Origin of the sequence: Microcoleus sp. BROC3 (assembly GCF_036702515.1) — a bacterium.
GTDB lineage: Bacteria > Cyanobacteriota > Cyanobacteriia > Cyanobacteriales > Microcoleaceae > Microcoleus.
In genome coordinates this window covers 78,713-103,705 of sequence record NZ_JAUBTQ010000022.1, presented here as the reverse complement: position 1 = coordinate 103,705, position 24,993 = coordinate 78,713, and the positions used below count along the sequence as shown (strand labels likewise).

20 protein-coding genes and 1 riboswitch are annotated in these 24,993 nt (G+C 46.9%); of the genes, 10 read left to right on the top strand and 10 right to left on the bottom strand.

The window, feature by feature from the left end:
* Positions 1–60 precede the first annotated feature (60 nt).
* Both QUB30_RS16045 and QUB30_RS16040 read right to left on the bottom strand, forming a co-directional pair.
* Positions 61–1,419 (bottom strand): DUF3370 domain-containing protein, encoded by a 1,359-nt coding sequence (locus tag QUB30_RS16045; RefSeq protein WP_333334883.1) that lies wholly within the window; start codon positions 1,417–1,419, stop codon positions 61–63.
* 160 nt (positions 1,420–1,579) lie between these two features.
* Positions 1,580–2,503 (bottom strand): nucleoside hydrolase, encoded by a 924-nt coding sequence (locus QUB30_RS16040; RefSeq protein WP_333334881.1) that lies wholly within the window; start codon positions 2,501–2,503, stop codon positions 1,580–1,582.
* 79 nt (positions 2,504–2,582) lie between these two features.
* Here QUB30_RS16040 and QUB30_RS16035 point away from each other — a divergent pair, with 79 nt between their 5' ends.
* Together QUB30_RS16035 and QUB30_RS16030 are read left to right on the top strand one after the other, a co-directional pair.
* On the top strand, positions 2,583–4,544 hold the full coding sequence (locus QUB30_RS16035; protein ID WP_333334879.1) for a S9 family peptidase: 1,962 nt from the start codon (positions 2,583–2,585) through the stop codon (positions 4,542–4,544).
* Positions 4,545–4,781: 237 nt separating this feature from the next.
* Positions 4,782–5,000, top strand: a complete 219-nt coding sequence (locus QUB30_RS16030) for a hypothetical protein (RefSeq protein WP_333243706.1) — start codon at positions 4,782–4,784, stop codon at positions 4,998–5,000.
* A gap of 325 nt (positions 5,001–5,325) precedes the next feature.
* Here QUB30_RS16030 and QUB30_RS16025 read toward each other — a convergent pair whose 3' ends face one another.
* The 4 genes from QUB30_RS16025 to ntrB all read right to left on the bottom strand — a co-directional run bounded on the left by QUB30_RS16025 (position 5,326) and on the right by ntrB (position 9,489).
* The gene (locus QUB30_RS16025; protein ID WP_333334877.1) at positions 5,326–6,111 is read right to left on the bottom strand and encodes a universal stress protein; all 786 of its coding nucleotides are present in this window, start codon (positions 6,109–6,111) and stop codon (positions 5,326–5,328) included.
* A gap of 46 nt (positions 6,112–6,157) precedes the next feature.
* The gene (locus tag QUB30_RS16020) at positions 6,158–6,997 is read right to left on the bottom strand and encodes a nitrate ABC transporter ATP-binding protein (RefSeq protein ID WP_333334875.1); all 840 of its coding nucleotides are present in this window, start codon (positions 6,995–6,997) and stop codon (positions 6,158–6,160) included.
* 108 nt (positions 6,998–7,105) lie between these two features.
* A complete protein-coding gene (locus QUB30_RS16015) occupies positions 7,106–8,536 on the bottom strand; it encodes an ABC transporter substrate-binding protein (protein WP_333334872.1) in 1,431 nt (476 codons plus the stop codon).
* A 104-nt stretch (positions 8,537–8,640) separates the two neighbouring features.
* On the bottom strand, positions 8,641–9,489 hold the full coding sequence (gene ntrB / locus QUB30_RS16010) for a nitrate ABC transporter permease (protein ID WP_333038274.1): 849 nt from the start codon (positions 9,487–9,489) through the stop codon (positions 8,641–8,643).
* 100 nt (positions 9,490–9,589) lie between these two features.
* A riboswitch (cyclic di-AMP (ydaO/yuaA leader) is annotated at positions 9,590–9,810 on the bottom strand.
* 172 nt (positions 9,811–9,982) lie between these two features.
* Between ntrB and QUB30_RS16005 the strand changes: the two genes are divergently transcribed.
* Complete coding sequence (locus QUB30_RS16005) at positions 9,983–11,188, top strand: sensor histidine kinase (RefSeq protein ID WP_333334870.1); 1,206 nt, start codon at positions 9,983–9,985, stop codon at positions 11,186–11,188.
* Between the two features lie 114 nt (positions 11,189–11,302).
* On the opposite strand, the gene QUB30_RS16000 is transcribed toward QUB30_RS16005, so the two are convergent.
* Positions 11,303–12,640, bottom strand: coding sequence for an ArsB/NhaD family transporter (locus QUB30_RS16000; RefSeq protein WP_333334868.1), 1,338 nt, complete (start codon positions 12,638–12,640; stop codon positions 11,303–11,305).
* 206 nt (positions 12,641–12,846) lie between these two features.
* On the opposite strand from QUB30_RS16000, the gene QUB30_RS15995 reads away from it, so the two are divergent.
* Entirely contained in the window at positions 12,847–14,130 is a 1,284-nt protein-coding gene (locus QUB30_RS15995; protein ID WP_333334866.1) for a HAMP domain-containing sensor histidine kinase, read from the top strand.
* A gap of 34 nt (positions 14,131–14,164) precedes the next feature.
* Entirely contained in the window at positions 14,165–16,312 is a 2,148-nt protein-coding gene (locus tag QUB30_RS15990) for a VWA domain-containing protein (RefSeq protein ID WP_333334864.1), read from the top strand.
* Positions 16,313–16,394: 82 nt separating this feature from the next.
* Here QUB30_RS15990 and QUB30_RS15985 read toward each other — a convergent pair whose 3' ends face one another.
* The gene (locus tag QUB30_RS15985; protein WP_333334862.1) at positions 16,395–16,721 is read right to left on the bottom strand and encodes a PEP-CTERM sorting domain-containing protein; all 327 of its coding nucleotides are present in this window, start codon (positions 16,719–16,721) and stop codon (positions 16,395–16,397) included.
* A gap of 532 nt (positions 16,722–17,253) precedes the next feature.
* Between QUB30_RS15985 and QUB30_RS15980 the strand changes: the two genes are divergently transcribed.
* Both QUB30_RS15980 and QUB30_RS15975 read left to right on the top strand, forming a co-directional pair.
* Positions 17,254–17,982 carry a Bax inhibitor-1 family protein gene (locus tag QUB30_RS15980; RefSeq protein ID WP_333334860.1) on the top strand — a complete coding sequence of 243 codons (729 nt, stop codon included), beginning with the start codon at positions 17,254–17,256 and terminating at the stop codon, positions 17,980–17,982.
* A gap of 247 nt (positions 17,983–18,229) precedes the next feature.
* On the top strand, positions 18,230–19,813 hold the full coding sequence (locus tag QUB30_RS15975) for a tetratricopeptide repeat protein (protein WP_333334858.1): 1,584 nt from the start codon (positions 18,230–18,232) through the stop codon (positions 19,811–19,813).
* Between the two features lie 85 nt (positions 19,814–19,898).
* On the opposite strand, the gene QUB30_RS15970 is transcribed toward QUB30_RS15975, so the two are convergent.
* On the bottom strand, positions 19,899–20,624 hold the full coding sequence (locus QUB30_RS15970) for a Uma2 family endonuclease (RefSeq protein ID WP_333334856.1): 726 nt from the start codon (positions 20,622–20,624) through the stop codon (positions 19,899–19,901).
* A gap of 260 nt (positions 20,625–20,884) precedes the next feature.
* Here QUB30_RS15970 and QUB30_RS15965 point away from each other — a divergent pair, with 260 nt between their 5' ends.
* The 3 genes from QUB30_RS15965 (at position 20,885) to rpsU (ending at position 23,500) form a co-directional block, all read left to right on the top strand.
* Positions 20,885–21,931 (top strand): PCRF domain-containing protein, encoded by a 1,047-nt coding sequence (locus QUB30_RS15965; protein ID WP_333334920.1) that lies wholly within the window; start codon positions 20,885–20,887, stop codon positions 21,929–21,931.
* Positions 21,932–21,997: 66 nt separating this feature from the next.
* Positions 21,998–23,132 (top strand): peptide chain release factor 2 gene (prfB, locus tag QUB30_RS15960; RefSeq protein ID WP_333334854.1). Its coding sequence is split into 2 segments (ribosomal slippage): positions 21,998–22,069 and positions 22,071–23,132, totalling 1,134 coding nucleotides; the frame shifts between segments, so codons are not numbered across the junction.
* A 173-nt stretch (positions 23,133–23,305) separates the two neighbouring features.
* Entirely contained in the window at positions 23,306–23,500 is a 195-nt protein-coding gene (gene rpsU / locus QUB30_RS15955) for a 30S ribosomal protein S21 (RefSeq protein WP_006632476.1), read from the top strand.
* A gap of 11 nt (positions 23,501–23,511) precedes the next feature.
* Here the strand turns inward: rpsU and QUB30_RS15950 are convergent, their stop codons facing one another.
* Positions 23,512–24,975, bottom strand: coding sequence for an AtzE family amidohydrolase (locus QUB30_RS15950; RefSeq protein ID WP_333334852.1), 1,464 nt, complete (start codon positions 24,973–24,975; stop codon positions 23,512–23,514).
* Between the last annotated feature and the right edge of the window lie 18 nt (positions 24,976–24,993).

The following is a 24,993-nucleotide window of genomic DNA, read 5'->3' as shown; positions in this document are numbered from 1 at the left end:
ATCTGGTTAATTACGCATTGTCTTTGTAGCCGTCTGCCTACCCGTAGCAGCCGCTAAAATTTAATTTGTTTTCACTGTCAAAACTTGCGGCGGCGACGCATCGGGCGGATAAATAAAATCAACTTCTACAAGTCGCTTTTCTCCCGATTTCATCTCTAATTTTACCAAAGGTTCCCCCTGCTGTCCCCGCCGCTGCACTAAATGCACGTAGCGAGTTTGAGGCACTTGAGTATCATCAGTATACCGCACTCTGACCGTCCCCCTAAAAAAAGTTTGAGGTGCCGGAGGTTCTAAAAAACTAAGTCCTCCTGAAGTTAATTTGTCGGTCTTAATTGGAGTTTGAATAGCGACAGTTACAGTTTGATTTTTGCTGGTAGAATTGTATAGCGGCAAGCTGAGACTGTATTGAATTCCGTAATTGCCGTGGGCGCGGTATGCTGTATCTGGGTAGCGGACTAACATCCTCGCACTTTGCACTTGATTTGTGCCCAGCATTCCGCGCGGGAGGGTGCTTAATGGGTAGGAAAATGCTGTTCCGGGTTGGGGAATTGCTAGGTTTGATGTGGCTTGGTTGTCTGAGATAAGTGCTCGCCATTGTGAACCTAATGCTACACCTGCAACTCGGCCGTAAATTAGTTGACCTTCGGTGATTTCCGGCGGTGTGGGAGTTCGATCGCGCGGCCCGGCTATATTACCATTGTCTAATAAGTTTTGCCATTCTGCTAAGTTGGGCGATCGCTCGTTTCCCTCTCCGTTTCCCTCTGCGTCAACTCGGGCAAACATAGCCAGACTGGCAACATAGACTATACCATCGCTGCGTAACCGCATCAAGGTCGATCGACCGTTTAGCGGCGGTACCAATCCCCGCACCGGTATCGGATGATTCATCAAAAGTTCGCTTTTTCCCGGTGGAATAATTAACCCCGGCCCAAACTCTGACTGTCTCCTTCCTCTGAGAATATCATTCACAGCGCGGCTTCCCGGCCCGGCGTAAATATTACTGTTTGAATTATCGACTTGCGGCGGTAATTCAATAAAAGGTGCATCGGGTTGACTGAGATAACTCGCAGCTTGCAATATATCTAATCTTACAGGTTTATTGCCCGGATTGTAAACAATTACTCCTTGATACAAGGTTCGCAAATCTTCGGGGGAAGGTGCGCGGGCTATGTGGTGGGCAAATATGTCGAAACGTCCTTGAAACGGAAAGTTTAAATGTGCCGCTGGAAATCTTTTACCATCCGGGGGAAATGTCGAAAGCAAAATTCCTTCTTGCAGCACTACTTCTGGACTGTTGCTGTTAAATACTGGTATGTTGTCTAACTGTCCGGGGAGAGGTCGTACTTCTTGGATTTGGACGATTTCTTGAGGTGCGGGAGGGGTTTGGGCTAAGGGGATGATTGATAGAGGTGGCAGCATTTTTTGATGTTTTGCATTTGGGAGTTGAGATTTTTTTTAACCGCAGAGGGCGCAGAGGACGCAGAGGAAGAGAGGGAAGAGAAGAGAAGGTAAACCTTCGTGTCATGGCGGGTTTTGTACCGAGAGTTTGCTCGCTTGTCCCTAGCAGATATGGTAATTTTTACCTCCCCCACTGTTGTAATATGTAATTGTAAAATTTTGCGGTGTCTACTTGATCCATTGCTTGAATTTTTCGCCCTCCCGTTTTAACTTTTGTGCGTCCTTGACTGATGCCTTCAGTCACAATTTCTGTTTCCCATTCTCGCAGTTGGTAAAATTCGGGATGCGCTAAATAAGCGGTTGCCAAAATGTCCCAAAAATAGTAATCTTGAGATATTGCTAGGGCATAACATTGTCCGGCTAAGTCGGAAATTGGATATTTGCGCTGTCTTGCTAGGAGATTGGAAAATTCTACAGTCAGCGGTACATTATTTGTGATGTCTAAAGGACACATGACAACGGGAATTTGGGTTTGCCAAATTCTCTCGATTGCTATCGGGTCCCAGTAAGCATTCCATTCCGCCGACATATCTTGTCCGGGTTCCATATCTTTGCTAACATTGCCGATAACATTTAGCGCGCCTCCCATCCAGACAATTTCTTGAATTTTGCTTTCAATTTCGGGCGCGATATCTAAAGCTTGCGCTACTGTTGTTAACGGCCCCGTTACCATTAATGTGACTGGTGCGGCTGCATCTCGCAAAACTCGCACCATAAAGTTTTGTCCGGGTTCTGATATTAACGGCGTGTCAATGGTTCCTTTTTCATTTAGAATGGGAAGTCGATCGACTGCAAAGGAATCTCGCCGAAATAACACCGGAAATGGATTCAGTCCCCGCACCGTACTCGCCGCCACTGGAACTTCTGAACGCCCCATCAAATCGAGGATTTTGCGCGTTGCACTCACCGCCGGTTGAATGTAGCAGTCCGCAGGAGTTACAATTACTCCCAGAGTTTCGACTTCCTCCATTGTCATCAGCAACACGACAGACAGATAGTCGTCAACTGCACCGTCGTGATCCATTAGTACGAGTTTTTTGGACATTTTGCTTCCCCGGTGACTGAATTAGTGTAAAGTACAAATATTAATTTTTTTGTGCGAGAAACACAACTGCCTCAACTATATGAATACAGTATCACCTTACGGCTCTTGGAAATCACCTATTTCTTCCGATTTAATTGTTTCTGGAACTGTCGGGCTCGGACAAATTACTATTGACGGCGATGATATTTACTGGGTTGAGGGAAGGCCTTCGGAAGCGGGAAGAAGCGTCCTCGTGCGGCGCACTCCTGACGGTAAAATCAGCGACGTGACACCGCCTCCTTTGAATGTTCGCACTCGCGTTAACGAATACGGCGGCGCTGCTTTTGCAGTTGCTGGCGGCGTTGTCTATTTTTCTCATTTTGCCGACCAACGTATTTATACTCAACCATTAAATTCTCAACCAGAACCTCTGACACCTACTGCTAATTCTCGCTATGCAGATGCGATAGTTGACAAGCAAAGAAATCGCCTGATTTGCGTGCGCGAAGACCATTCAGGTGAGGGGGAACCTGTCAATACTATTGTTAGCATTAATTTAGATAACGGCGAAGATATTCAAATCTTAACTCAGGGCAATGATTTTTATGCTTCCCCTCGTTTAAGTCCAGACGGTTCTCAACTTTCCTGGATTTGTTGGAACCATCCAAATATGCCGTGGGATGGCACAGAATTGTGGGTAGCAGAAATTAATGCTGACGGTTCTTTAGGGGAAAAATACTTAGTTGCTGGCGGGGTTGAGGAGTCGATTTTTCAACCGGAATGGTCGCCCGATGGAGTTTTGTATTTTGTTTCTGACAAGTCTAACTGGTGGAATTTCTATCGCTGGCAATCTAGAACTCCCCTCAATCCCTCCTTGGTAAGGGGGGAAGCAGAGATAGAAACCAGCTTGTGCGAAATGGCGGCTGAATTCGGACTTCCCCAGTGGGTTTTTGGAATGTCTACTTATGCCGTTGTCTCGGAAAGCAAAATTATTTGCACCTACACTCAGCAAGGCAAGTGGCATTTAGCGAGTCTCGATTTAACGACTAAGCAGTTGACAACAATTGAGACGCCTTACACTGATATTTCGTCGGTCAAAGCGCAGGGACAAATAGTTGTTTTTCTGGCAGGTTCGCCGACTGAATCTACTGCTATTGTACAACTAAATTTAGCAACAAGCCAACTAGAAATATTGCGCCAATCAAGCAATTTAAGCATCAATCCGGGTTATCTTTCGGTACCGGAACCGATTGAATTCCCCACGGAAAACAATTTGACTGCTTTCGGTTTCTTTTATCCCCCGAAAAATCAAGATTTCGCAGCACCTGCGGGTGAAAAACCGCCGCTTGTTGTTAAAAGTCACGGCGGCCCAAATGCTGCTACTTCTAGCAGCATGAATTTGAAAATTCAATATTGGACGAGTCGCGGTTTTGCCGTGTTCGATGTTAATTACGGCGGGAGCACTGGTTACGGCCGAGAATACAGAAAAAGACTGCAAGATAGTTGGGGAATTGTCGATGTTGACGACTGCGCTAACGGTGCTAAATATTTAGCTCAAAAAGGTTTAGTTGATGGCGAAAGAATGGCGATCGCCGGAGGCAGTGCAGGGGGGTACACCACTCTGTGCGCTCTTATTTTCCGCGATGTTTTTAAGGCCGGTGCGAGCTATTATGGAGTTAGCGATGTGGAAGCTTTGACAACCGAGACTCACAAATTTGAAGCGCGCTATCTGGATGGATTAATCGGGCCTTATCCTGAAAGAAAAGATTTGTATGTAGCTCGTTCGCCGATTCATTCCGCCGAACGTTTATCTTGTCCCGTTATCTTTTTTCAAGGATTAGAAGATAAAGTGGTTCCCCCGAATCAAGCGGAAATGATGGTAGAGATATTGAAAGCTAAAGGTTTGCCAGTTGCTTATGTTGCTTATGAAGGGGAACAGCACGGTTTTCGCCGCGCTGAAAATATCAAAAGAACTCTTGACGGCGAATTCTATTTCTATTCTCGGGTATTTAAGTTTGAGTTAGCTGAACCTGTGGAGGAAGTGCAGATTTACAATCTTTAGAAAAAATTAAGGTTGCAGTTGCTCTGTTTGTGCTAGGGCGCAACTGCAAGCCATAGCATAATTCGCAAATATTGAATGTGATGTCGTTCACTAATTTTGCTGTTTATTCTCACAGTTTTTTGCTGTTTATTGTCACAATTTTTAAGGCCATACACTGACAAAATTTTAGAGTGCGATCGCCTTTTGTTAATTCAGAAACGCCCGATCGCGCAATCGTCGAATTCAGACTTAATCGCTATGCAAACTCCTATCCACCTGATTCCATCTGCTTTGGCCGAGCTGTTTGCCGAAGTGAATCACAATGGCTACATTACTCTAGCCGATCGGTACGGTTTGATGGCTGCTATTTTTGACGAAAATTTGACGGAGGAAGACAAACGCTCGATCGATCGACTCCTGCGCTCTGTGTGCCGGGGAAAGATCAAATTAGTTAACGAATTGTCTATGATCAGGTAAGTGACTATAATTTTCCTTTAAATTAATTTTAAACATCTCAATAATCAAAAAAAAATCCCAATTGTCTCGTAATTGGAACTTCGAGGGAGGAAACTATTGTTATTTTTTGATCGATATAGGAATCAGCCAAACTGTCCTGGACGAACGCTAACCCAACAAACCCGGTTTCTCCTTGTCACGTTCGAGCGTATACGACTAAATTACCTGAAGAAACCGGGTTTTTGGGTTCAGGAAGGCCACAAAAGCTTTGGCGTGCGAATTTATAGCGGTAGGCTGCGAACTGCGCACCTTACATAGAGAACTTTTCGGTAAGTTCTCAACAAGTTCAACGTGCAGGTATAGTTGTAGCCAACTGTAATTTACTCAAACTTTCTTCAGGCTGAACATCCATCTGATAGCTGAGTGCCGAAGGAATCCCGAGCACGCAGCACGGAAAATTATTGCCTAGTTCCCTAACCAGCGAGTGGTTTACCGAATCGCAGCCCAAGAAAAGTAAGTTTGCTGATTCTAATTCAACCACATTTCTCAGTTCTGTAGCAACCCGCCCGATGCGCAAATGAGCTTTGAATAAACCGCGCCATTCCTCAGCCAAACAGCGCGCTTGCCACAGCAACTGATCTGCTACCTCATACTCATTCTTTTGACCAAAAATTTCTCGAAAATAATGCGGATCGATCCAAGTTTTTTGCTGGGATACAGATTGGATTTCGGTTGGTAAAGCGCTCGCAGGCGCTGCACAATTAAGGGCGAATGTGTCCTCTAAATTAGACACTCTCTGCTGTGCAGCCAAGGCATTTGCTACAGCAAATTTGCAAGTATCTTCGCGGTAACTTTTTGGCGCTTCGTCGATCACGTATACGACTTGAACCGTGACTTCTTTAGTTGTTACTAAACGAGTTTGATGCGCTATCCAAAGGGTAATATCCAGAGCTATTTGACTTTGGGGAGAACTGTTGTAACCGACAATAAAATTGATTGTTTTTGCCTGTTTTGGGGATTTTGATTTCTTAGAAACTGGTAAGGTTGGCTCCGGCAGCAACACCATTTCTTCTGCTAAATTTTGGTATCCCAATGCACTTTCAAAACGCGCTAACATTGTTTTGAGATTCACAGGCTTGACCTCTCTTAAGTGAATTGTTATGTCGATCCGTCGGGTGTTATTCGTCTTGAGTAAAGTAGCGATCGAGAAAATTCAAAGCATAGTTGCGCAGTTCGTAATAATCCTTCGATTCCCGCAACTCCTGGCGATTGCGCGGGTGCGCAAACGGCACTGACAAAATCTCTCCTATTGTCGCCGCCGGGCCGTTTGTCATCAGCACAATGCGATCGGACATATAGATAGCTTCATCCACATCGTGAGTAATCATCATTGCAGCTTGTCTGTGATTTTCCCAGATATCCAGCACCTGTTTCTGCAACTTGCCGCGAGTTAAAGCATCAAGGGCTCCAAACGGTTCGTCCATTAATAACATTTTCGGTCGAATCGCCAAAGCTCGCGCAATCCCAACCCGCTGTTTCATGCCCCCTGAAATTTCATCTGGATATTTATCGGCTGCTGCCGTTAAGTTTACCATTGCTAGGTGTTCGTTGACAAGACTAATCTTCTCGGGACGGCTAAGACTTTGCAAAACTTCATCAACTGCCAGCCGAATATTTTCCCGCACCGTCAGCCAAGGCAGCAATCCGTAGTGCTGAAATACCATCATCCGCTCGGCTCCCGGTTTGCGAATTTCTTTTCCTTCCAGTGTCACTATTCCTCCGCTCTGTTTTTCCAAACCTGCCACTATTTTCAGCAGCGTTGATTTGCCGCAACCCGAGTGACCGATTACCGAAATAAATTCGTTTTCTCCAATACTTAAGTTGATATTTTCCAAGACACTAAATTCGCTACCGTCAGCATTTTTATACGACTTGAACAACTTGTCAATTTCCAGAAACTCAGGATGATTCTTGACTTGGCTGCTGGCTTCGATAGAAGTAGAAAAGTATTGAGTCACGGTATTCTCCTAAAAAGTAGTAAAGTGTTAATTTGATTCCCTTCCGGTTGCATAAGCAGCGGTAAGGTGCGCCCCCTCGCAGAGGTTCTGCGTTCAGGAATGTAGAAATTAAGACTGAAAAAAAGACTGAGGGCGGTTAGCTCGAATTTCAAAACTATTCAAATAACCCACCGGATCGCTTGGATCAAATGCCTTTTTATCAATAAAAAGTTCCGCAGGTTCCACTTGGTAATCCTCCTGGGGACAATCGATCCCCATTTCGGCAACAATCTTGCGGTAAAGGTCGGTTCTCCAAGCTTTTTTAGCTAATTCCTCAGCATTTTTTGGCACTTCCTTAATCTGTCCCCAGCGAGCGGCTTGAGTCATCAACCAAATACTCTGAGACTGCCACATAAATGTTGAATGATTTCCCGGTATTTGAGGCAAATTCTTAGGAATGTCATAGAAAATAGTTGCATCTTCCGATTGTATGGTGCGGTCTTTTTCGTCAAACCCTCCATAGTTGTAGTCGCCAACTATTGCCGGTCGCGTAAATTTGTCGATCGCCCCTTTTTTCGGTCTCGCCCCGGTAAACGATCGCTCAGTCAGCAGCGCCGATATTTCACTGCGATTTTCCGGCTTGCTGCAATACTGACAAGCTTCCACCATTGCCTTAACCAGCGAGTAATAAGTCTTCGGATTTTCGTTAATGAATGATTCCATTACTCCCAAAACGCGATCGGGATGTCCCAGCCAAACTTCCTTCCCTTGCACGAAGGTAAAACCCACTCCCAAATTGCCTTGAATTGCCCGCGTATTCCAAGGTTCTGCCACCATGTAAGCCTGCATGGCGCCAATCCTAATGTTCGTTACCATTTGCGGCGGCGGCACAATAATTACCCGAAATTCTTTGAACGGATCGACACCCGCAGCCGCCGATATGTAGCGGACAAAGTATTCGTAAATCGCAGAACTCAGAACCACTGCCCAAACTCTTTTTTCCGGTGGCTGACTGTCAAAAAAGGCTCGAAATTGTTTGCCAAATTCTTCCAAATTGCCGTTGTATTCGTGCCACGGGCGCAAACCGGAATCCCACATAGCTTTGTTCATCGTCATGGCGTTGCCGTGGCGGTGAATTGTCATTGCCGCGCACAGGGGTGAGTGGCGCGCTCCTTCGGCGCCAATTCGGGCGTTTGTGACGGCGCCGGATACAACTGGGGAGGCGTCGAGGCGGCCGAAGATTACGCCGTCGCGGGAGGTTGCCCAGCTTGCTTCGCGGTTGAGTTGGACGTTTAAACCGTATTTGCGGAAAAAGCCTTTTTTCCAGGCGATCGCAAATGGCGCGCAATCGTTAACCGGCACGTATCCTACGGTTAAATTTGGTTTTTCTAAGGTTCGGGAATCGACGAGCGGCTTTACCGCTTCGGCTTCTTCAGTGAGTCCTTTTGCCGATCGATCCGCGCTAATTCCACAACCAGATAAAGCCATTCCCGCCGCCGCCGATCCGATTCCTTGCAAAAACTCTCGGCGCTTCCATTCATTGGAAAACTTGTCACTCATATTTAATTCTCGATCGCTAATAGCTAAATGTCCGTCATCAAAAGCCCTAAGCTTTTAGCTAGATAATGACTAATGACTAATGACTAATGACTAATGACTAATGACTAATGATTAATGACGGATCGATGCGTTACCAATTCCTGAACTTTGTCAACAGCCGCGTCGAGCAACAATCCAGTTATGCCAATTACCAACACCGCTAAAAATACCGAACTCAGATTCAAACGGCTCCACTCATCCCACACAAAAAAGCCAATTCCCACACCGCCTGTCAGCATTTCCACCGCCACAATCACCAGCCAAGCAATCCCCAAACTAATCCGCAAACCTGTAAAAATGTATGGCAAACTCGCCGGCCAAATTATTTTGGTAATCCGCCTCCAGCGCGGCATTTCCAACACTTGCGCCACATCCAGATAATCCTGGGAAACGCTAGAAACTCCCAAAGCAGTGTTGATAATTGTCGGCCACAAAGACGTGATGAATATGACAAAAATTGCCGACGGCTCTGCTAAATTAAAAATCGATAAAGCTATCGGCAGCCACGCTAGCGGCGACACCGGTTTAAATATTTGAATCAGCGGATTGAGCGCCATCATTGCCGGTTTCGACATCCCGATCGTAAATCCCACGGGAATCGCCACTGCTGCACCCAGGAAAAATCCCACCAACACCCGTCGCAAACTCGCTAGCAGCAGCCAGCCAATGCCTAAATCTCCAGGCCCGCGCTGATAAAATGGATGCAATATGTAATCTAAATTAGCTATAAACGCCTGATAGGGAGTGGGAATCAAATCGCTTTTGAAGCTGGCAACAATCCACCACAAGCCAAGAATTCCCAAAAAACCCGCAGCAGGTAACAAAACAGCATCTCGGATGACAACGGGTTTTACACGTTTCCACGTTGCAACTCCTGCAAGTGCGATCGCAGATAAATTAAGCTGTATGAACATTTCAATCTCCTTCAGAGTCAGGGCAGGTACAAGAATCTTGAACAATACCAACCTGAGACACTGACGAAGCCAAACAATCTTTTTCAGAACATTTGGCTTTTCAGTCTCTTCTCAATGCCTGCGAAGTTAGCTGACGGGCTAGGACTGAGAGATGTCCTTCTCTTTAGATTTCAAAATCAAAAATTACACTTAAATTTGGCAATTTAGAAATTTTTAACTTTGCTTTATAATTCTGTCGAGATTCGCCCCGAAAATTGGTTCCTCCGCTCCAGCTACACGCTTGGTTTGATCGCGCAGTGCTGGATTAGGCTTGACGTTTTAAGCCAATTTAACTTAAGCTAGCACGAGCTTATTATATTGTCAATAGGTCTTGAGGAGTAGCTATTTGTGCTGGGCAGATCTCAAAAGTTGAGAGAAAATTCAAAAAGTTAATTATTAAACTAACCTAGAGAGATAAAATGCGATCGCTGACTTGATTTATATATTAAGGGCCATGATTGATTTTAGCCAAGCGCTACAAGATAAAATTGACCTAATTACCCAAAACTGGATCGAAGCTGTTCGCGCCGAGGAGCAAATCCAAACCGCCAAACAACTCACCTACGATTCCGTGTGCGACAGCCTTCCCATCGTACTGCAAGCGATGGTAACTATGCTGTCCCAATCAGAAGACAGCGACACTGGGACAGTCATAGAAGAAAGTTTACAGCACGGGACTGTCAGGGCAAAACAAGGTTACGATGCCCAAGAAATTGCGCGCGAATACCGCTTGCTGCGGAGGGTAATTTTCGATGCTTTAGAGCCAGAATTGGTAAAAGGCTCGGGCGCTGAAGTGAGCCGAGCTTACCGCTTAATTGACAGTGCTATCGACGAAGCAATTGCTGATTGTTTCCAAACCTATACCCAGGCAAGATTCCAAGAACTACAGGAGTTGCACAACCAATTGCAACTTACAAATCAAGAGCTGACTCGCTTAGTTCGCGCCAGTCAAGAGAATCTATCTCACTTAGCTCACGAATTGAAAACTCCCCTCACCTCTATTATTGGTTACTCAGAATTGTTTTTGCGCCAAAGAAACAGTTCTCCAATTAGAGATTCTGTTCCCAATTTGGCACATATTGATAAAGTCCTCAGCAACGGCAGACGCTTACTTAGATTAATTAACGATACTCTCGAAATCTCGCGCTACGACGCGGGCCGCATAAAATTGCAGCTAACTGCTACAAATGTGCGATCGGCGATCGGGACTGTTGTCGAAATAATCGAGCCTTTGGCTAAAGAAAAAAATTTAGAGATCGTCGTTGAGTGCACTCCGCTTCTCGATCAAGTTATGACAGATTACTTGCGCTTGCAGCAAATTATCACCAACTTGACGAGCAACGCCATTCGCTACACCGAAGCTGGTACTATTACCATAAAAACCGAATTATTGTCAGACGAACAGTGGAGTCTCTGCATCAGCGATACAGGAATTGGCATTGCTTCAGAAGACTGCGATCGGATTTTTCAACCCTATTTTCGAGCCGACAACTCCCTGGGAGCTTACATTCCTGAGAGTACAGGCTTAGGGCTAGCAATTGTCGCTCGATTAGTCAACCTCTTGCAAGGTAAAATCGAATTAGTTTCTGAAGTAGGAGTTGGCTCTTCCTTCACTGTAATTTTTCCCTTAGAATTGGATGGAGTTGAGATTCAGGAATGACTTCAACCTCTATATTTAGACTGCAACCTAAGCACCTTACCTATTCTTTAGTTCTTTAGCAACAAAAGCAATGACTAATGACTAATAACTCCTGACTAATCACTAATGACTTCTTCAAATTAGAAACCGAATAGTTACATAAACAGCCGCAGCCACCAATTGCAACGCCATCACAGGAAGCCCGTAACGCAGAAACGTTTGAAAAGAAATTCGCCGCCCGTACTGTTCAGAAATTCCTGCCGCCACTATATTAGAAGAAGCTCCTACCAAAGTGCCATTTCCGCCTAAAGTAGCCCCGTACATCATCGCGTAAAACAAGGGCAGCACAGCAGGTGGAAACTGCCCTGCAAAATCCGGTGCCAACACCTGGGGCGGTGCGAGCCCGACATTGACAACATACTGTTTTAGCAGCGGCACCATCGCGACTACCAGAGGAATATTTGGCACCACGCTCGACATCAAACCCACAAAAAATAACAAAGCTAGGGAACCAACAAAAATATTTTTACCTAAAATTACTGCTAATATTCCAGATATACTGGCGATGACTCCGGTTTTTTCCAAACCGCCAATCAGCACAAAGATAGACATAAAAAATAGCAGCGTGCTCCAATCTAAATCCCGCAAAATATTGTTAACCGAATCAATTTGGGAATGGTGAGCTAAGAGCATTGCCAAAGCCGCCCCCAACAAAGCAACCGCTGCCGGTGAAATAGGCACCGGCATCGACTCTCCTATTACAAAAAATGTCAGCACGAAAGCTATAATTAAACCACCCACTGCTAAGACTCGCGGGTGATTAATTTTTGGATGCGGCAAGTTTTCCAAATCGTCTAATTTTTTGTTCCAAATTTCTCGGAACATCCAAGGCAGAATAACTAATATAACTGCTAAGGCGATCGCCCCGCCCAAACTTAACTTTACCAGGTAATCTGCAAAGCTTATGTTAATAGCATCGCCGACAATGAATGTCGCCGGATCGCCTACGATTGTCAGCAGTCCCGAACTGTTAGCCACAAATACCATTAAAATTAGCAGCGGCACGAAATCTACACCGACTTCTTGTGCCATTGGCGGAATTAATGGTGCTAGCAGCATGACTGTCGTGGCATTGGGCAAAACTGCACAAATTGGCGTAGTAATCCCGACAATACCCAGCAAGAGATTTTTGCCTTTGCCTTTTGCCAAAAGCACCATTTGAGTTGCCAAGTAGTCGAATACTTTGGTAGGCTCAAAGGCTCTCACCATTACCATGACTCCGAAGAATAAGCCCAGCGTTGCGTGACTCCGACTGATATATTCGATCGCGTCGTTTAACGTCATTACATGGGTAAAAACCAGTATCAGCGCTCCCAGAAATGCCGCAACTGTTAGGTGTATCCATTCTGTAATTATTAAGAAAACTACACCGATAAATGTTGCCGCAGCGATCGCAGCTTGAACGTTTTCCATTTAGTCCCCTGACAAAATTAAAACTTAAAATTAAAAACTCTCGGTGTGAGGAAACTTACTACTTTATGGCTTTTCTGTCAATAGGTTTAACGGAGGATTTTGGCAGCAACAAGCTGGGATAGACGGCTCGACAGAGCTCCGGCACGGGGAAAAATTCACCTCAAAACTACTTCTTTTGGCAGGGTCGCGATCGCCAGAAGTTTGGTATGGCGCTCGCGCGATCGCTCAACTACAATGAAGCATGGCCAATATCTGCCAAACTTCACCCCCACGCCGACATCATGGACTACAGCCAAGTGCTCGCCGACAAAACCGATACTATCCTCAAAAACTGGATGGAAGCAGTTCGTCAGGATCGGAAAATTGAAACCGCTGACTCCTTACCGCCCTCAGCAATCGAAAATCACATACCTTACCTGCTGGCGGCGATGGCCACAGTGCTTTCCCAATATCAACACAGCGAAATAAAACTAATAATTGAAGCCAGTTTAGATCACGGATTTCTCAGGGCAGAACAAGGCTACGACGCCGCAGAAGTAGCCCGCGAATACCATTTATTGCGTCAAGTAATATTCTCCCAATTAGAAGCAGAATTGCTAGCAGGAACTACAGCAGACGTATTCAGAGCTTTTCGGCTCATAGATGCCGTAGTAGACGAAGCCATTGCCCAGTGTTTCAACAGCTACGTCGCTCAGAGGCTGCGGGAACTTCAACAAATTCAAACTCAACTACAACTCACAAATCAAGAACTCTCTCGCCTTGTCAGCGTCAACCAAGAAAACGTCTACCATTTGGCTCACGAACTCAAAACTCCTCTCAACTCAATTATCGGTTATTCCGAACTATTCTTACGAAAAGAAAAATGGCAATCTGACATCAAAGATACCCTCCCCGGCATCGAACACATCGAGCGAGTATTGCGTAACGGCAGACAGTTGCTGCGCCTGATTAACGACGCACTAGAACTTTCTCGCGCCGACGCCGGAAAAATTAAACTTCACCTGCGGCAAACTAATGTACGATCGGTAATTAACACCGTAGTAGAAATGATGCAGCCCATGGCTGATGCTAAAGGATTAAAGCTCACTGCTACCAGCGACTGCGCCCCAAAACAAGTAATCGCCGACGGACAGCGGCTGCAACAAATTGTTACCAATCTTCTGAGCAATGCCATTCGCTATACAGAATCCGGTAGTATCGAATTAAGTTGCCGCCGTGCTGGAGAAGCACATTGGGCGATCGCAATTACCGATACCGGCATTGGCATCGCCCCCGAAGATACAAACCGCATCTTTGACCCCTTCTTTCAAGCAGGAGAAGCCGGCAAACAGCACTTTCCCTCCGAAAGCACCGGTCTGGGATTAGCAATAGTATCGCGGCTCGTCACACTCCTGCAAGGCAAAATAGAGCTAGTATCACAAATAGGAGTCGGCTCAACTTTTACCGTGATTCTCCCCCTAGAAGTTAAAATCCTCCAAGAAGTAAGCTAAACATTAAGTTCAAATTTTTACATCCGAAAATCCTATGCCCGCAGCCAACATTAGCCCTTCCACCACAGCCTTTCCCCTCACAGCCGTAGTCGGGCAAGAAGCAATCAAACTAGCCCTGCTGTTAGCAGCAGTCGATCCCGGATTGGGAGGAGTTGCGATCGCAGGCCGCCGCGGTACAGCAAAATCAGTAATGGCCCGCGCCTTGCACTCCTTACTGCCACCCATTGAAATTGTTAAAGACTCTTTTTGCAACGCCGAACCTAATGATATTCTTGCAGAAAAGGCATCTTTTCTATTGGAAGAAAGCGGGCAAGAACCCCACACTACCGATACTAATTCTCCAAATACAGAAATTATTCCCACACCCTTCATCCAAATTCCTTTGGGTGTCACCGAAGACAGACTCTTAGGTTCAGTCGATGTCGAACAATCAGTAAAATTCGGCGAAACCGTATTTCAACCAGGACTTTTAGCCCAAGCAAATCGAGGGGTACTTTATGTAGACGAAATCAACCTCCTCGATGACAACATTTCCAACCAATTGCTAACAGTATTAACCGAAGGGCGCAACCAAATAGAACGCGAAGGCATTAGCTTTCAACACCCCTGCAAACCTCTATTTATTGCCACCTACAACCCCGAAGAAGGGCCGCTCAGAGAACATTTGCTCGATCGCATCGCGATCGTACTTTCAGCGGACGCAGCACTCGAAATAGAAGAAAGAGTCTATGCAGTAGAACAAGCTTTATCCTACTCCAGCTCGCCCCAAGAATTCCTCAATCAATACGCCGAAGACACCGACAACCTCAAAACCCAAATCATCCTAGCCAGAGAATGGCTCAAAGATGTCAGCATTAAACGCGAACAAATTGCCTACCTAGTAGAAGAAGCCATCCGGGGTGGCGTTCAAGGACACCGGGCCGAAATATTCGCAGTCCGCGTCGCCAAAGCGGCAGCAGCCATCGAGGGACGCACAGAAGTTAACGCCGAAGACCTTCGCCGCGCCGTAGAATTAGTCATCGTACCCCGCGCCACCATCATCCAAACTCCCCCAGACGAAAACTCTCCTCCTCCTCCCCCCCCACCGCCTCCCCAAAAGCAGTCAGAACAAGAACAAGACGAACCAGAAAACGAGCAAGAAGACGAAGAAGACCAAGAGGATGAAGACAACCCGGAACCTGAAGAAGAACCAGAAAAAGATACCATTCCCGAAGAATTTCTCTTCGACCCCGAAGGCGTAATTCTCGACCCCAGCGTGCTTTTCTTCGCCCAAGCCGCCAGCCGCCAAGGCAAATCGGGCAGCCGCAGCACCATTTTCTCCGAAGATAGAGGCCGTTACGTCAAGCCAGTATTGCCCAAAGGCCCCGTCCGCCGCATCGCCGTTGACGCCACCCTCAGAGCAGCCGCACCCTACCAAAAAGCCCGCCGCGACAGGAATTCTAACCCCTCCCAACCCCCCCTTAGCAAGGGGGGGCAACAGGCGAGTCAACCCCCCCTTAGCAAGGGGGGGCAAGAGGGAGTTCAGCGCCGTGTATTTGTCGAACAGGGAGACATTCGGGCGAAGCGCTTGGCCAGAAAAGCTGGAGCTTTAGTCGTCTTTGTCGTCGATGCTTCGGGTTCGATGGCCCTCAACCGGATGCAGTCGGCAAAAGGTGCAGTCATGCAGCTACTCACAGAAGCTTATCAAAGCCGCGACCAAGTTGCTCTCATTCCCTTTCGCGGAGAACAAGCAGAAGTGCTGCTACCGCCGACTCGCTCGATAGCCTTGGCCCGCAAGCGCTTGGAACGGTTGCCCTGCGGAGGCGGTTCCCCCCTGGCCCACGGTTTGACTCAAGCAGTGCGGGTGGGAGTCAACGCGCGGCAGTCTGGAGATATCGGTCAAGTTGCGATTGTCGCCATTACCGACGGGCGGGGTAATATTCCTTTGGCTCGTTCTTTGGGCGAACCGATTGTAGATGGAGAAAAGCCGGATATTAAGAAGGAATTGTTAGAAATTGCTGCCAAAATTCGCGGGTTGGGAATGCAGTTGTTGGTGATTGATACCGAGAGCAAGTTTATTTCTACTGGCTTTGCGAAGGAGTTGGCCAAGACTTCTGGAGGGAAATACTATCACTTGCCCAAAGCTACCGAACAGTCGATCGCAGCTATGACTAAAAATGCTCTGCGCGACGCGATCGGCTAAAATCCTGATACCCGCATTTATCTGCGTTTATCCGCATTTATCTGCGGTTAAAAATCCAAAAATTAGACTTTTGACCAAAAGTCTAATTTTTAACTCTCACTCTCCGGCGACTCACAGCCAGCGAACCCGCAACTAAACCCAACCCTACCACAGTCGAAGGCTCAGGAATTTTCACGGGCAGAGGCACCGGTCTTACGCTTCCCGGACTCGGGCTGGGAGAAGTTGTACCTTGTCGGAGTTGACCGATTTGAGCCAGCAGCAAATTTTCTGAACCCTGCCCTGAAGCAGCGGTAAAAACGGCTCCGACATTAGCCGCCACGGCAGCTTGACTGCCGGAAATCACAGCGGCGGCAGCCAATAAAATTCCGGCGGCAGTTGGCAATAATTTGCTAGGAAAAAAGGTGGGCATTGGACATTACCTGTTTAGCATTTTGTCGATCGAACTCGATCTCTCGATCGTTAATTTTTTGGGCCTTCCCTGTCTGAGCTACCTTAGCAACTAACCCAAGCGATTTGAGATTTGAGATTTTAGATTATTGGGGTTTCCTGTCTCTATTTTCAACTAAGCCCCAAATCAACAACCTAAAATCAACTGCGGCCCCTGCTTCTAGCATATAGTCCTCAATCCCAAATCGCAAATCCCAAATCCCAAATTGATTGAGCTCGCCTATCTGCGATTCGATCGACTTTAAGCTTACCCCTCGCGGCAGATAGCGCCGGATCTTTAACCTCAATTATAGATCTGCCGCGACGCGCAACGGTGCAATAGGGCGACACGGCACAGACTTGTACGCAGTTAATTATAAACAATCGCTCCCTGCTTGGGAGTGATTTCACACCCGTTCTTTATCAAATCTTTAAACTCTTCCAGGTTTTGCAAACAAAGTGTAAAGCTGTCAAAATATAGATAGCAATTCTCAGCCAAAATTAGGTAAATCCTCGTGAGTAACACCAGCAATTTCCGCGAAGCCGTGCGCGAGGCCAAAAACCAAGCGCTAGTAGGCCCCAACGTCATCTCCAACGCTCTCCCCTTCGTCGGCGGCGGACTTGTCTTAACTGCTGTCGGCGCCTACGGCGGCCTCGGAGTGATCCGCAACTATCCCGGGATCTTCTTTCCCACCTTCATCGGCGCGATCGTCCTACAATTAATTCTGTTCTTTGTCGCCCGCGGCGCTGCCGAACAAGGTAACAAAAATACCGCTTTGCCTCTGCTGGCAACCTACAGCTTGCTTACAGGCTACACCCTCAGCGGATTGGTGTCTATAGCCCTCAGAAGCGAAGGCGTCGGCATCGCCGGTATTGGTTTTGCTGCACTTGGATGTGGCATTACTTTTATCGCCGCCCGCCAAATTGGCTCCAACCTTTCTGAACAAGACGGCATGGCCCTCACCAAAACTATCAGTTTAGGTGTCATTGCTTTGTTAGTCGTCGTTGGCGGTCAGTTTCTGCTCTCTCTATTTGGCATCTACACCCCAACTTGGTTGGAAATTGGCATTTCCGGCATCGGCGTATTTCTGTTCGCCGGCGCTGCGATCGTCGATTTTTACATATTACCCCGCAGCTACCGCGACGACCAGTATTTGCCCGCCGCTCTGTCGATGTACTTGACCTACGTCAACTTGTTCATTTTCATTCTGCGCCTGCTGATTGCTCTCAACGGCCGCGATTAATTGAAACTTTAGCTTAAAAAAACCGCGGCTCGATCGACTTCCGGCCGCGGTTTTTTAATTAAGATTTGGAATCAAGATAGTCGTCCTCGCCTCCTCTGTCCTTCATACAAAAAACTTATATCATGTTCACAGCCGGCCGGCATAAGGTATAATTTTACTTTTTAATCACTCAATCAAAGCTCTTGTTATCTAATTGTGTCGATCGCGATTTCAATAATATTAATCACAAATTAATTGGGGAAAACTCATGTACTTAAAATATGAAGATATCAGGAGAGTCAGCGTAGAAATTACCTCCCGGTGCAATGCAGCTTGTCCGCAGTGCCCCCGCACCGGCAACCCGATTTTGCCGGGGGCGGAATTAAAGATGGAGGATATTGAGAGAATTTTCCCACAAGAGTTTTGCTCTCAGTTGGATTTGGTGTATATGTGCGGCAACTACGGCGATGCTATGACTAGCAATACCACAATTCCCGCGATCGAGTATTTGCACCGCATGGGAGTTCCTCATATCTGCCTGTACACCAACGGTAGCGGACGCAATCCAGACTGGTGGCAAGCCCTCGCACAGGCGATGACAGGAGAACACGATCGCGTAATTTTTAGTATCGACGGGTTGGTCGATACTAACAGCATCTACCGCCAAAATACCAATTGGGACAGGATAATGCAGTCGGTTAAGGCCTTTATCCAAGCTGGCGGAAAAGCTGTATGGCATTACTTGATATTTGAACACAACCAGCACCAAGTAGAAGCAGCGCGGGATTTAGCCCAACAATTAGGATTTGTCGAGTTTGTACCGAAAGCTACCTCTCGTTTTGTGGCGAAAGAGATTTATGACAAAGAGTCCGCAAATCAACAGCCTCAGAAGGCAGAAAACTCTCAGGTAGAGGCTAAGAGCGATCGCCCAAACCAACCAGCAACCGCTAATGTATCAGCCCCTCAGCATCAAGAACCGGCCGCGCTTCAGTTCCACCGACAAGCTGAGAAATGCTTGAAACAAGGAAAGCTATCAGAGGCGATCGCAGCCAGCCAACAAGCCCTAAAAATTCAACCTAATTTTGCAGCAGCATGGAAAACTTTGGGCAATGCTGTTCAAGGTTTGGGGAAGATGCAAGCAGCAGCAGACTGTTATGCCAAGGCCCTAAAAATTCAGCCTAATTTTCCAGAAGTTTATGCTAATGTCGGCAGTCTTTATGCCCAGCAGCAACAGTGGCAGCCAGCTAGTGCTTATTACCAAAAGGCGATCGAGCTTAAACCCACTTTTGCAGGAGCTTATCGCAATTTAGCTAAAGTGTTGACGCAGTTGGGGCAACCAGAAAAAGCAAATTATGCTTGGTATCAAGCTATAGCTATCGAAACCTCTCAAGCACCAGAAGCAACTCCTTCTGTCCCATCAAACCCAGCCAGCGAAGAACTTCAACCCCCATCGTTGGAACAATATAAAAATCCCCAGGGAGACCAATTTATCCAAGCTGTAGAAAAATTTGGTAGCCTAAACAATTACTACCGTAATGTAGAAATTAGCTGTCAAACTCAAGCCACCAAAGAGATTTTCATCAGTTTTGAAGCGGAACTCTGGCCTTGCTGTTGGGTAAGCCATACTAAATACGCTGTTTATAACCATACTTACAGACCGCAAATGCTGGCTTTAATTGAAAAGTACGGAAATGGTTTTAATTCTCTCAGAACTCAATCTGTGAAAGATGCGATCGCCAGAGATTGGTTTCGCGAAGACCTCACAAAAAGTTTTTCCTGTTCTAAAAGGTTGGACGTATGCGCTCACGAATGCGGTAAAACTTTCAATTCAACAGGTTCGCAGTATATATAAGAAGGAAGAAGTCAGTTGACTGTTGACTGTTGACAGTTCTCACAAGAAAGAAAGAAGAATGCGGTGAAGCCGATCGAATTTCATGTCACGATTCAGGCAGGTTATCGGGATCGATCCCTTGCGATCGCAAATACTCAGCTAGGCGTTCGGCTCGCTGTCGTTCTACCCTCAACTGCTCGCGCATCTGCCCCGCCGCTGCATCCGGCAGGGGATAGACATTTCCTGACTCGTCGTACCAAACCAGAATTTCTTGCTCGATGCCCCCAATAAGTTGCCCCGAGCGCCCCATGCCCAGTCCCACTTCTGGCATCCAATAGGGTTCGCCAATCTGCTGCCTGTACTGCCCGTCAATCAGCTTGTACACTTCAAACGGTTGATGCCGATCGCGCCGCCAAAATTCGGGATTGTAAATAATGTAGTACAAAACTCCTAAACCGGCATAAATCGACATCTTCTCGTCGTACTCCCCGCCGGGTTTGTGAGACACCATTTCCAATGCTACGATCGGCACAACCTCGTTTTCTTCCCAGACAGCATAGCTGCGGCGAGATTTGCCTCCTTTTCGGCGCTCCACCCCCAAACTGAGAAACCCGTCGGGGACGACAGGCACTTTGGGACTTATTCCTGTGGTGTGATACACAGCCATATCCACCCCAAAGTACCAATCCATGCGATCTGACCAAATGCCGGTCAGGACAAACAACAATAGGTTGGGTAGCAGATTCTGGTCTTCGTTATCCACAGGGGTATCGTCCGAACAGGGCAGGTCTTCGGTGGACGGCAAGCTTAATTTTAGTTCTGGGGAAATCATGGCAGTTAACTTCCATCGAGATCGTTAACCTGATTTTAGTTTATAGCAACTTTTTTTGAATTTTCAATGCGGTAAAGTTTTTAATTCAACGGGTTCGCACCATATCTAATCAGGAAGAATCAATAACATTTTGTTGAAAGATTCCAATTTCAGCTAAAATCAAAAATACACGCCACAACTAGGAAAAGTAATAGTGGAAGTTCTAGACATCAAACACAATATCGAAACTTTCTCCGATCGCCTAACCAGTCTACAAGACTATCTTTAGCTCAGCATTAACTGCCGAGAACGAAAAGTTACAACAGCTAGCAGCACAGCCGGAATCTGGCAAAAGCATCAAGACAGTAGAACGGCTACTCCAAGAACTAGACGCACTCCAATCCTATCAGGCAAAACTCAACCAGTGCCAAACAATTTTGGCAGATGCTACAGCAGCACTGGAGTTACTCGAATTTCAAGCAGACGACGAACTAGAGCAAGAACTTCAAACTAATTTAGCTCAACTAAACTGCTCTCTCGAAGAGTGTGAATTAGAGCAATCCTTCAGCGGGCCTTGCGACAAAAATGGAGCCTACCTGATAATTAATGCAGCAATAGATGACTTAGATGCTCTAGACTGGGCACAAATGTTGCTGAGAATGTACTATCGTTGGGGACTGAACCAAGGCTATAGAGTTATGGTGGTTGAAGATTCCCCATTGGAGTATGTAAAAATTAATTCGGCTATTTTGGAAATAGGAGGAGTTAATTCTCTAACTTTGGCAATAGACGGACGTTACGCTTACGGCTATCTAAAGTCAGAAACCGGAGTGCATCTACTGAAACGTACATCGCCTTTTAATATTACCAGAAAGCAGGCGAGTTCAGTGACGGTGGAAGTTGTGCCAATGTATGTGGAACTGGAGATTCCACAGCAGGATTTAGAATTAATAATCTTGCCTTCTCCCTACGTGAGCTGTGTAATCCGAACTTTGGTGAGGATTGTTCATGTTCCTACTGGTATTTCTGCAATATCTGGGGAGGAGCGGAGTCAATTGCAAAATAGAGAAAGGGCTTTGGCGCTTCTCAAAAGCAAACTGTTTGCTATTATGCAAAGACAAGGAGTTCAACAGCTTACAGATATTCAGGGCGAGCTCCTAAAAACAGTCCTCAACCAACCAATTCGGGAATATCAATTTGCCAGCGACAGCGCGAACCAGGGCAAAGTTCTGGATCTCCGTACAGGAATCCAAACAACAGCCGTCGCCGACGTGCTCGACGGCAAAATTGACTCATTTATCAAAGCTGGTGTGCTACTGAAAAATTGATTTGCACATTTAGAGCAAAATTTCAGCTAAACTTAAAAATACACCCCACAACTAGGAGAACTCACAGTGGAAGTTCTAGACATCAAACACAATATCGAAACATTGTCCGATCGACTGGGTACAACCCAGGACTATCTTTGACATCCCCGCACTTACAGCCAAAATTCAAGACTTAGAGCAAATCTGCGCCCAACCAGCATTTTGGGACGACCAAGATCGAGCTCAAGAAACCCTCCAAGAACTCAATGACTTCAAATCTCATTTAGACCAATACCGCGGCTGGCAAACGAGCTTGGAAGATGCTAAAGCTATTTTAGAACTGCTGGAGTTAGAAGCCGACGAGTCCCTGTTCCAAGAAGCCTCATCGAGTCTTTCTCAGTTAACCCGCGAACTCGACCAGTGGGAACTGCAACAATTACTATCGGGGCCCTACGATGAAGGCGGCGCCGTTTTGACGATTAACGCCGGGGCCGGCGGCACAGATGCTCAAGATTGGGCAGAAATGCTGCTGCGGATGTACACCCGCTGGGGGGAAAGTCAAGGTTACAAAGTACATTTAATGGAAATTTCCGAGGGAGAGGAAGCAGGTATTAAATCTGCTTCTTTGGAAATTGTCGGCCGCTACGCTTACGGTTATATGCGATCGGAAAAAGGCACTCACCGCTTGGTCAGAATTTCGCCTTTTAATGCTAACGACAAGCGTCAAACCAGTTTTGCAGGCGTTGAAGTGATGCCAATTCTCGATCGATCCGTCAAGTTGGACATTCCCGAAAAAGATTTGGAAATCACCACTTCCCGTGCGGGCGGCAAGGGCGGGCAAAATGTTAACAAGGTAGAAACCGCAGTCCGCATCGTTCACCTTCCTACTGGCTTGGCCGTCCGCTGTACAGAGGAACGCAGTCAGTTGCAAAACAAGGAAAAAGCTTTGGCATTACTCAAGGCTAGGCTGTTGGTGATTGCTAAGGAACAGCGGGCTTCGGAAATTGCCGAGATTCGTGGCGATATGGTGGAGGCGGCTTGGGGCAACCAAATTCGCAATTATGTTTTTCACCCATACCAAATGGTCAAGGATTTGCGTACAGGGGTGGAAACAACCGCCATCGCAGATGTCATGAACGGCGAATTAGACCCCTTTATTCAAGCTTACCTGCGGCAGGAAAATCAGTTGATAGCCCAAACTGATTCAACCGCAGGAATCTAATTCGCGCCTTGACATACAAAGTCTGTCTGTGCAAACTAAAGAATCAAGAGCGGTGAGGGCAGCCGATTTGCTATAATTTTGGGGTTTTGACCGATCGCCCGACCTTCAACAGGTCGCGCGGTCAAAAACCTTGATATGATAAAACTTGATCTGACAAACACTAAGGAGAAATAATGACCCAAGTTGTAATAGGCGAAAATGAAGGGATTGAGTCAGCCCTGCGACGGTTTAAGCGACAAGTTTCTAAAGCGGGTATTTTCCCCGACATGAGAAAGCACCGCCACTTTGAAACTCCGTTGGAAAAGCAGAAGCGCAAAGCTATTGCCAGAAGGACTAAGAGACGCTTTCACCGCAATAACAAGCCCTAGAATTATTAGCACTAAATTGATTCGGCAGATATAATGCCTTGCGATTCTAGTACCGCAGCGACTCGGAGAATCACCGCTTCGCTGTAGGGAGCACCAATAATTTGTACGCCCAAGGGCAAAGCGCCGGGCCGCTGTACGGGCACGCAAAGAACGGGCAAGCCAATAAATGATAGGGGTTGGGTGAACAGTCCGAGATTGGGACGCACTAAGATTTCTTGTCCGGCTATTACCATTTTCTCGACGCCAATTTCAGGGGCAGCTATCGGGGTTGCGGGTGCGAGGATGATGTCTGCGTGTTGGAATATTTCGCGAATTCGAGATCGGTACCACTGTCTGAATCTCTGCGCTTGCAAGTACCAAGTCGCAGGGATCAGGGTTCCCGCTAAAAAGCGATCGCGCGTGGCAGGATCGAAGTCTTGAGGGCGCGATCGCAAATTGTCTAAATGCAAGTTTCCCCCCTCGCAAGCGGTAATGATAAATGCCGCAGCCCTGGCGCGATCGGATTCCGGTATGCTGACAGTTGCAAGCCCCCCTATTTTTGGGGGGTTTGTTGTTTTTTCTGTGTGATTACCACACTCCAATATATTTGTCAAGGCTTTAGCAACTATTTCTACAGCATCCATTGCTTCCGGTTCGGCCCCTGTGGCGAAATACCCCTCAGCAACAGCAATTCGCAATCCTTCGATGCCTTGATTTAACTGCGGCGAACAAAGTTCTGGCGGGCGTTGAGTGCAAACTGGGTCACGAGAATCAGGGCCTTGCAGGATATCGTACAGCAGCGCCATATCTCTGATCGATCGCCCAAACGGCCCGACACAATCCAAACTACTCGAAAATAAATAAGCGCCAGCCCTGGACAAACGGCCGTAAGTAGGCTTAAACCCAAAGACACCACACAAAGCAGCCGGTACGCGGATGGAACCGTTAGTATCAGAACCGAGAGTGAAGGGTACAAAACCGGCGGCGACTGCTGCTGCGGAACCACCACTGGAACCGCCGGCGATGCGGGTAGTATCGCGGGGATTGCGAGTCGGGCCGTAGTGGCTGTTTTCCGTGACGAAACCGTAGGCGTACTCGTCCATGTTGAGAGTACCCACGAGGACAGCCCCGGCTTGTTTTAGTCGGGCGACCACCGCCGCGTCTTGGGTAGCCGGAGGATTGTCAGCGTTGATTTTTGACCCTGCTAGGGTGGTAATTCCGCCGATGTCGAACAGGTTTTTGACAGCGAAGGGAACGCCTGCTAAAGGGCCTGGGTTTTCGTTATTTGCGATCGAATTATCTATTTTTTCGGCTGCTGCGAGTGCGCTTGATGCAGTGATGGCAGTAAAGCAATTAAAAGCTTTATCCTTAACAGCAATCCGTTCCAAAGCAGCATTTACCGCCACTGTAGCCGTAACCTTACCCGATTTAACCGCCGCTGCCGTAGCAACCGCATCAGCCTTATCTAAAAAACATCTGCGTTCATCTGCGTTCATCGGCCCTCATCTGCGGTT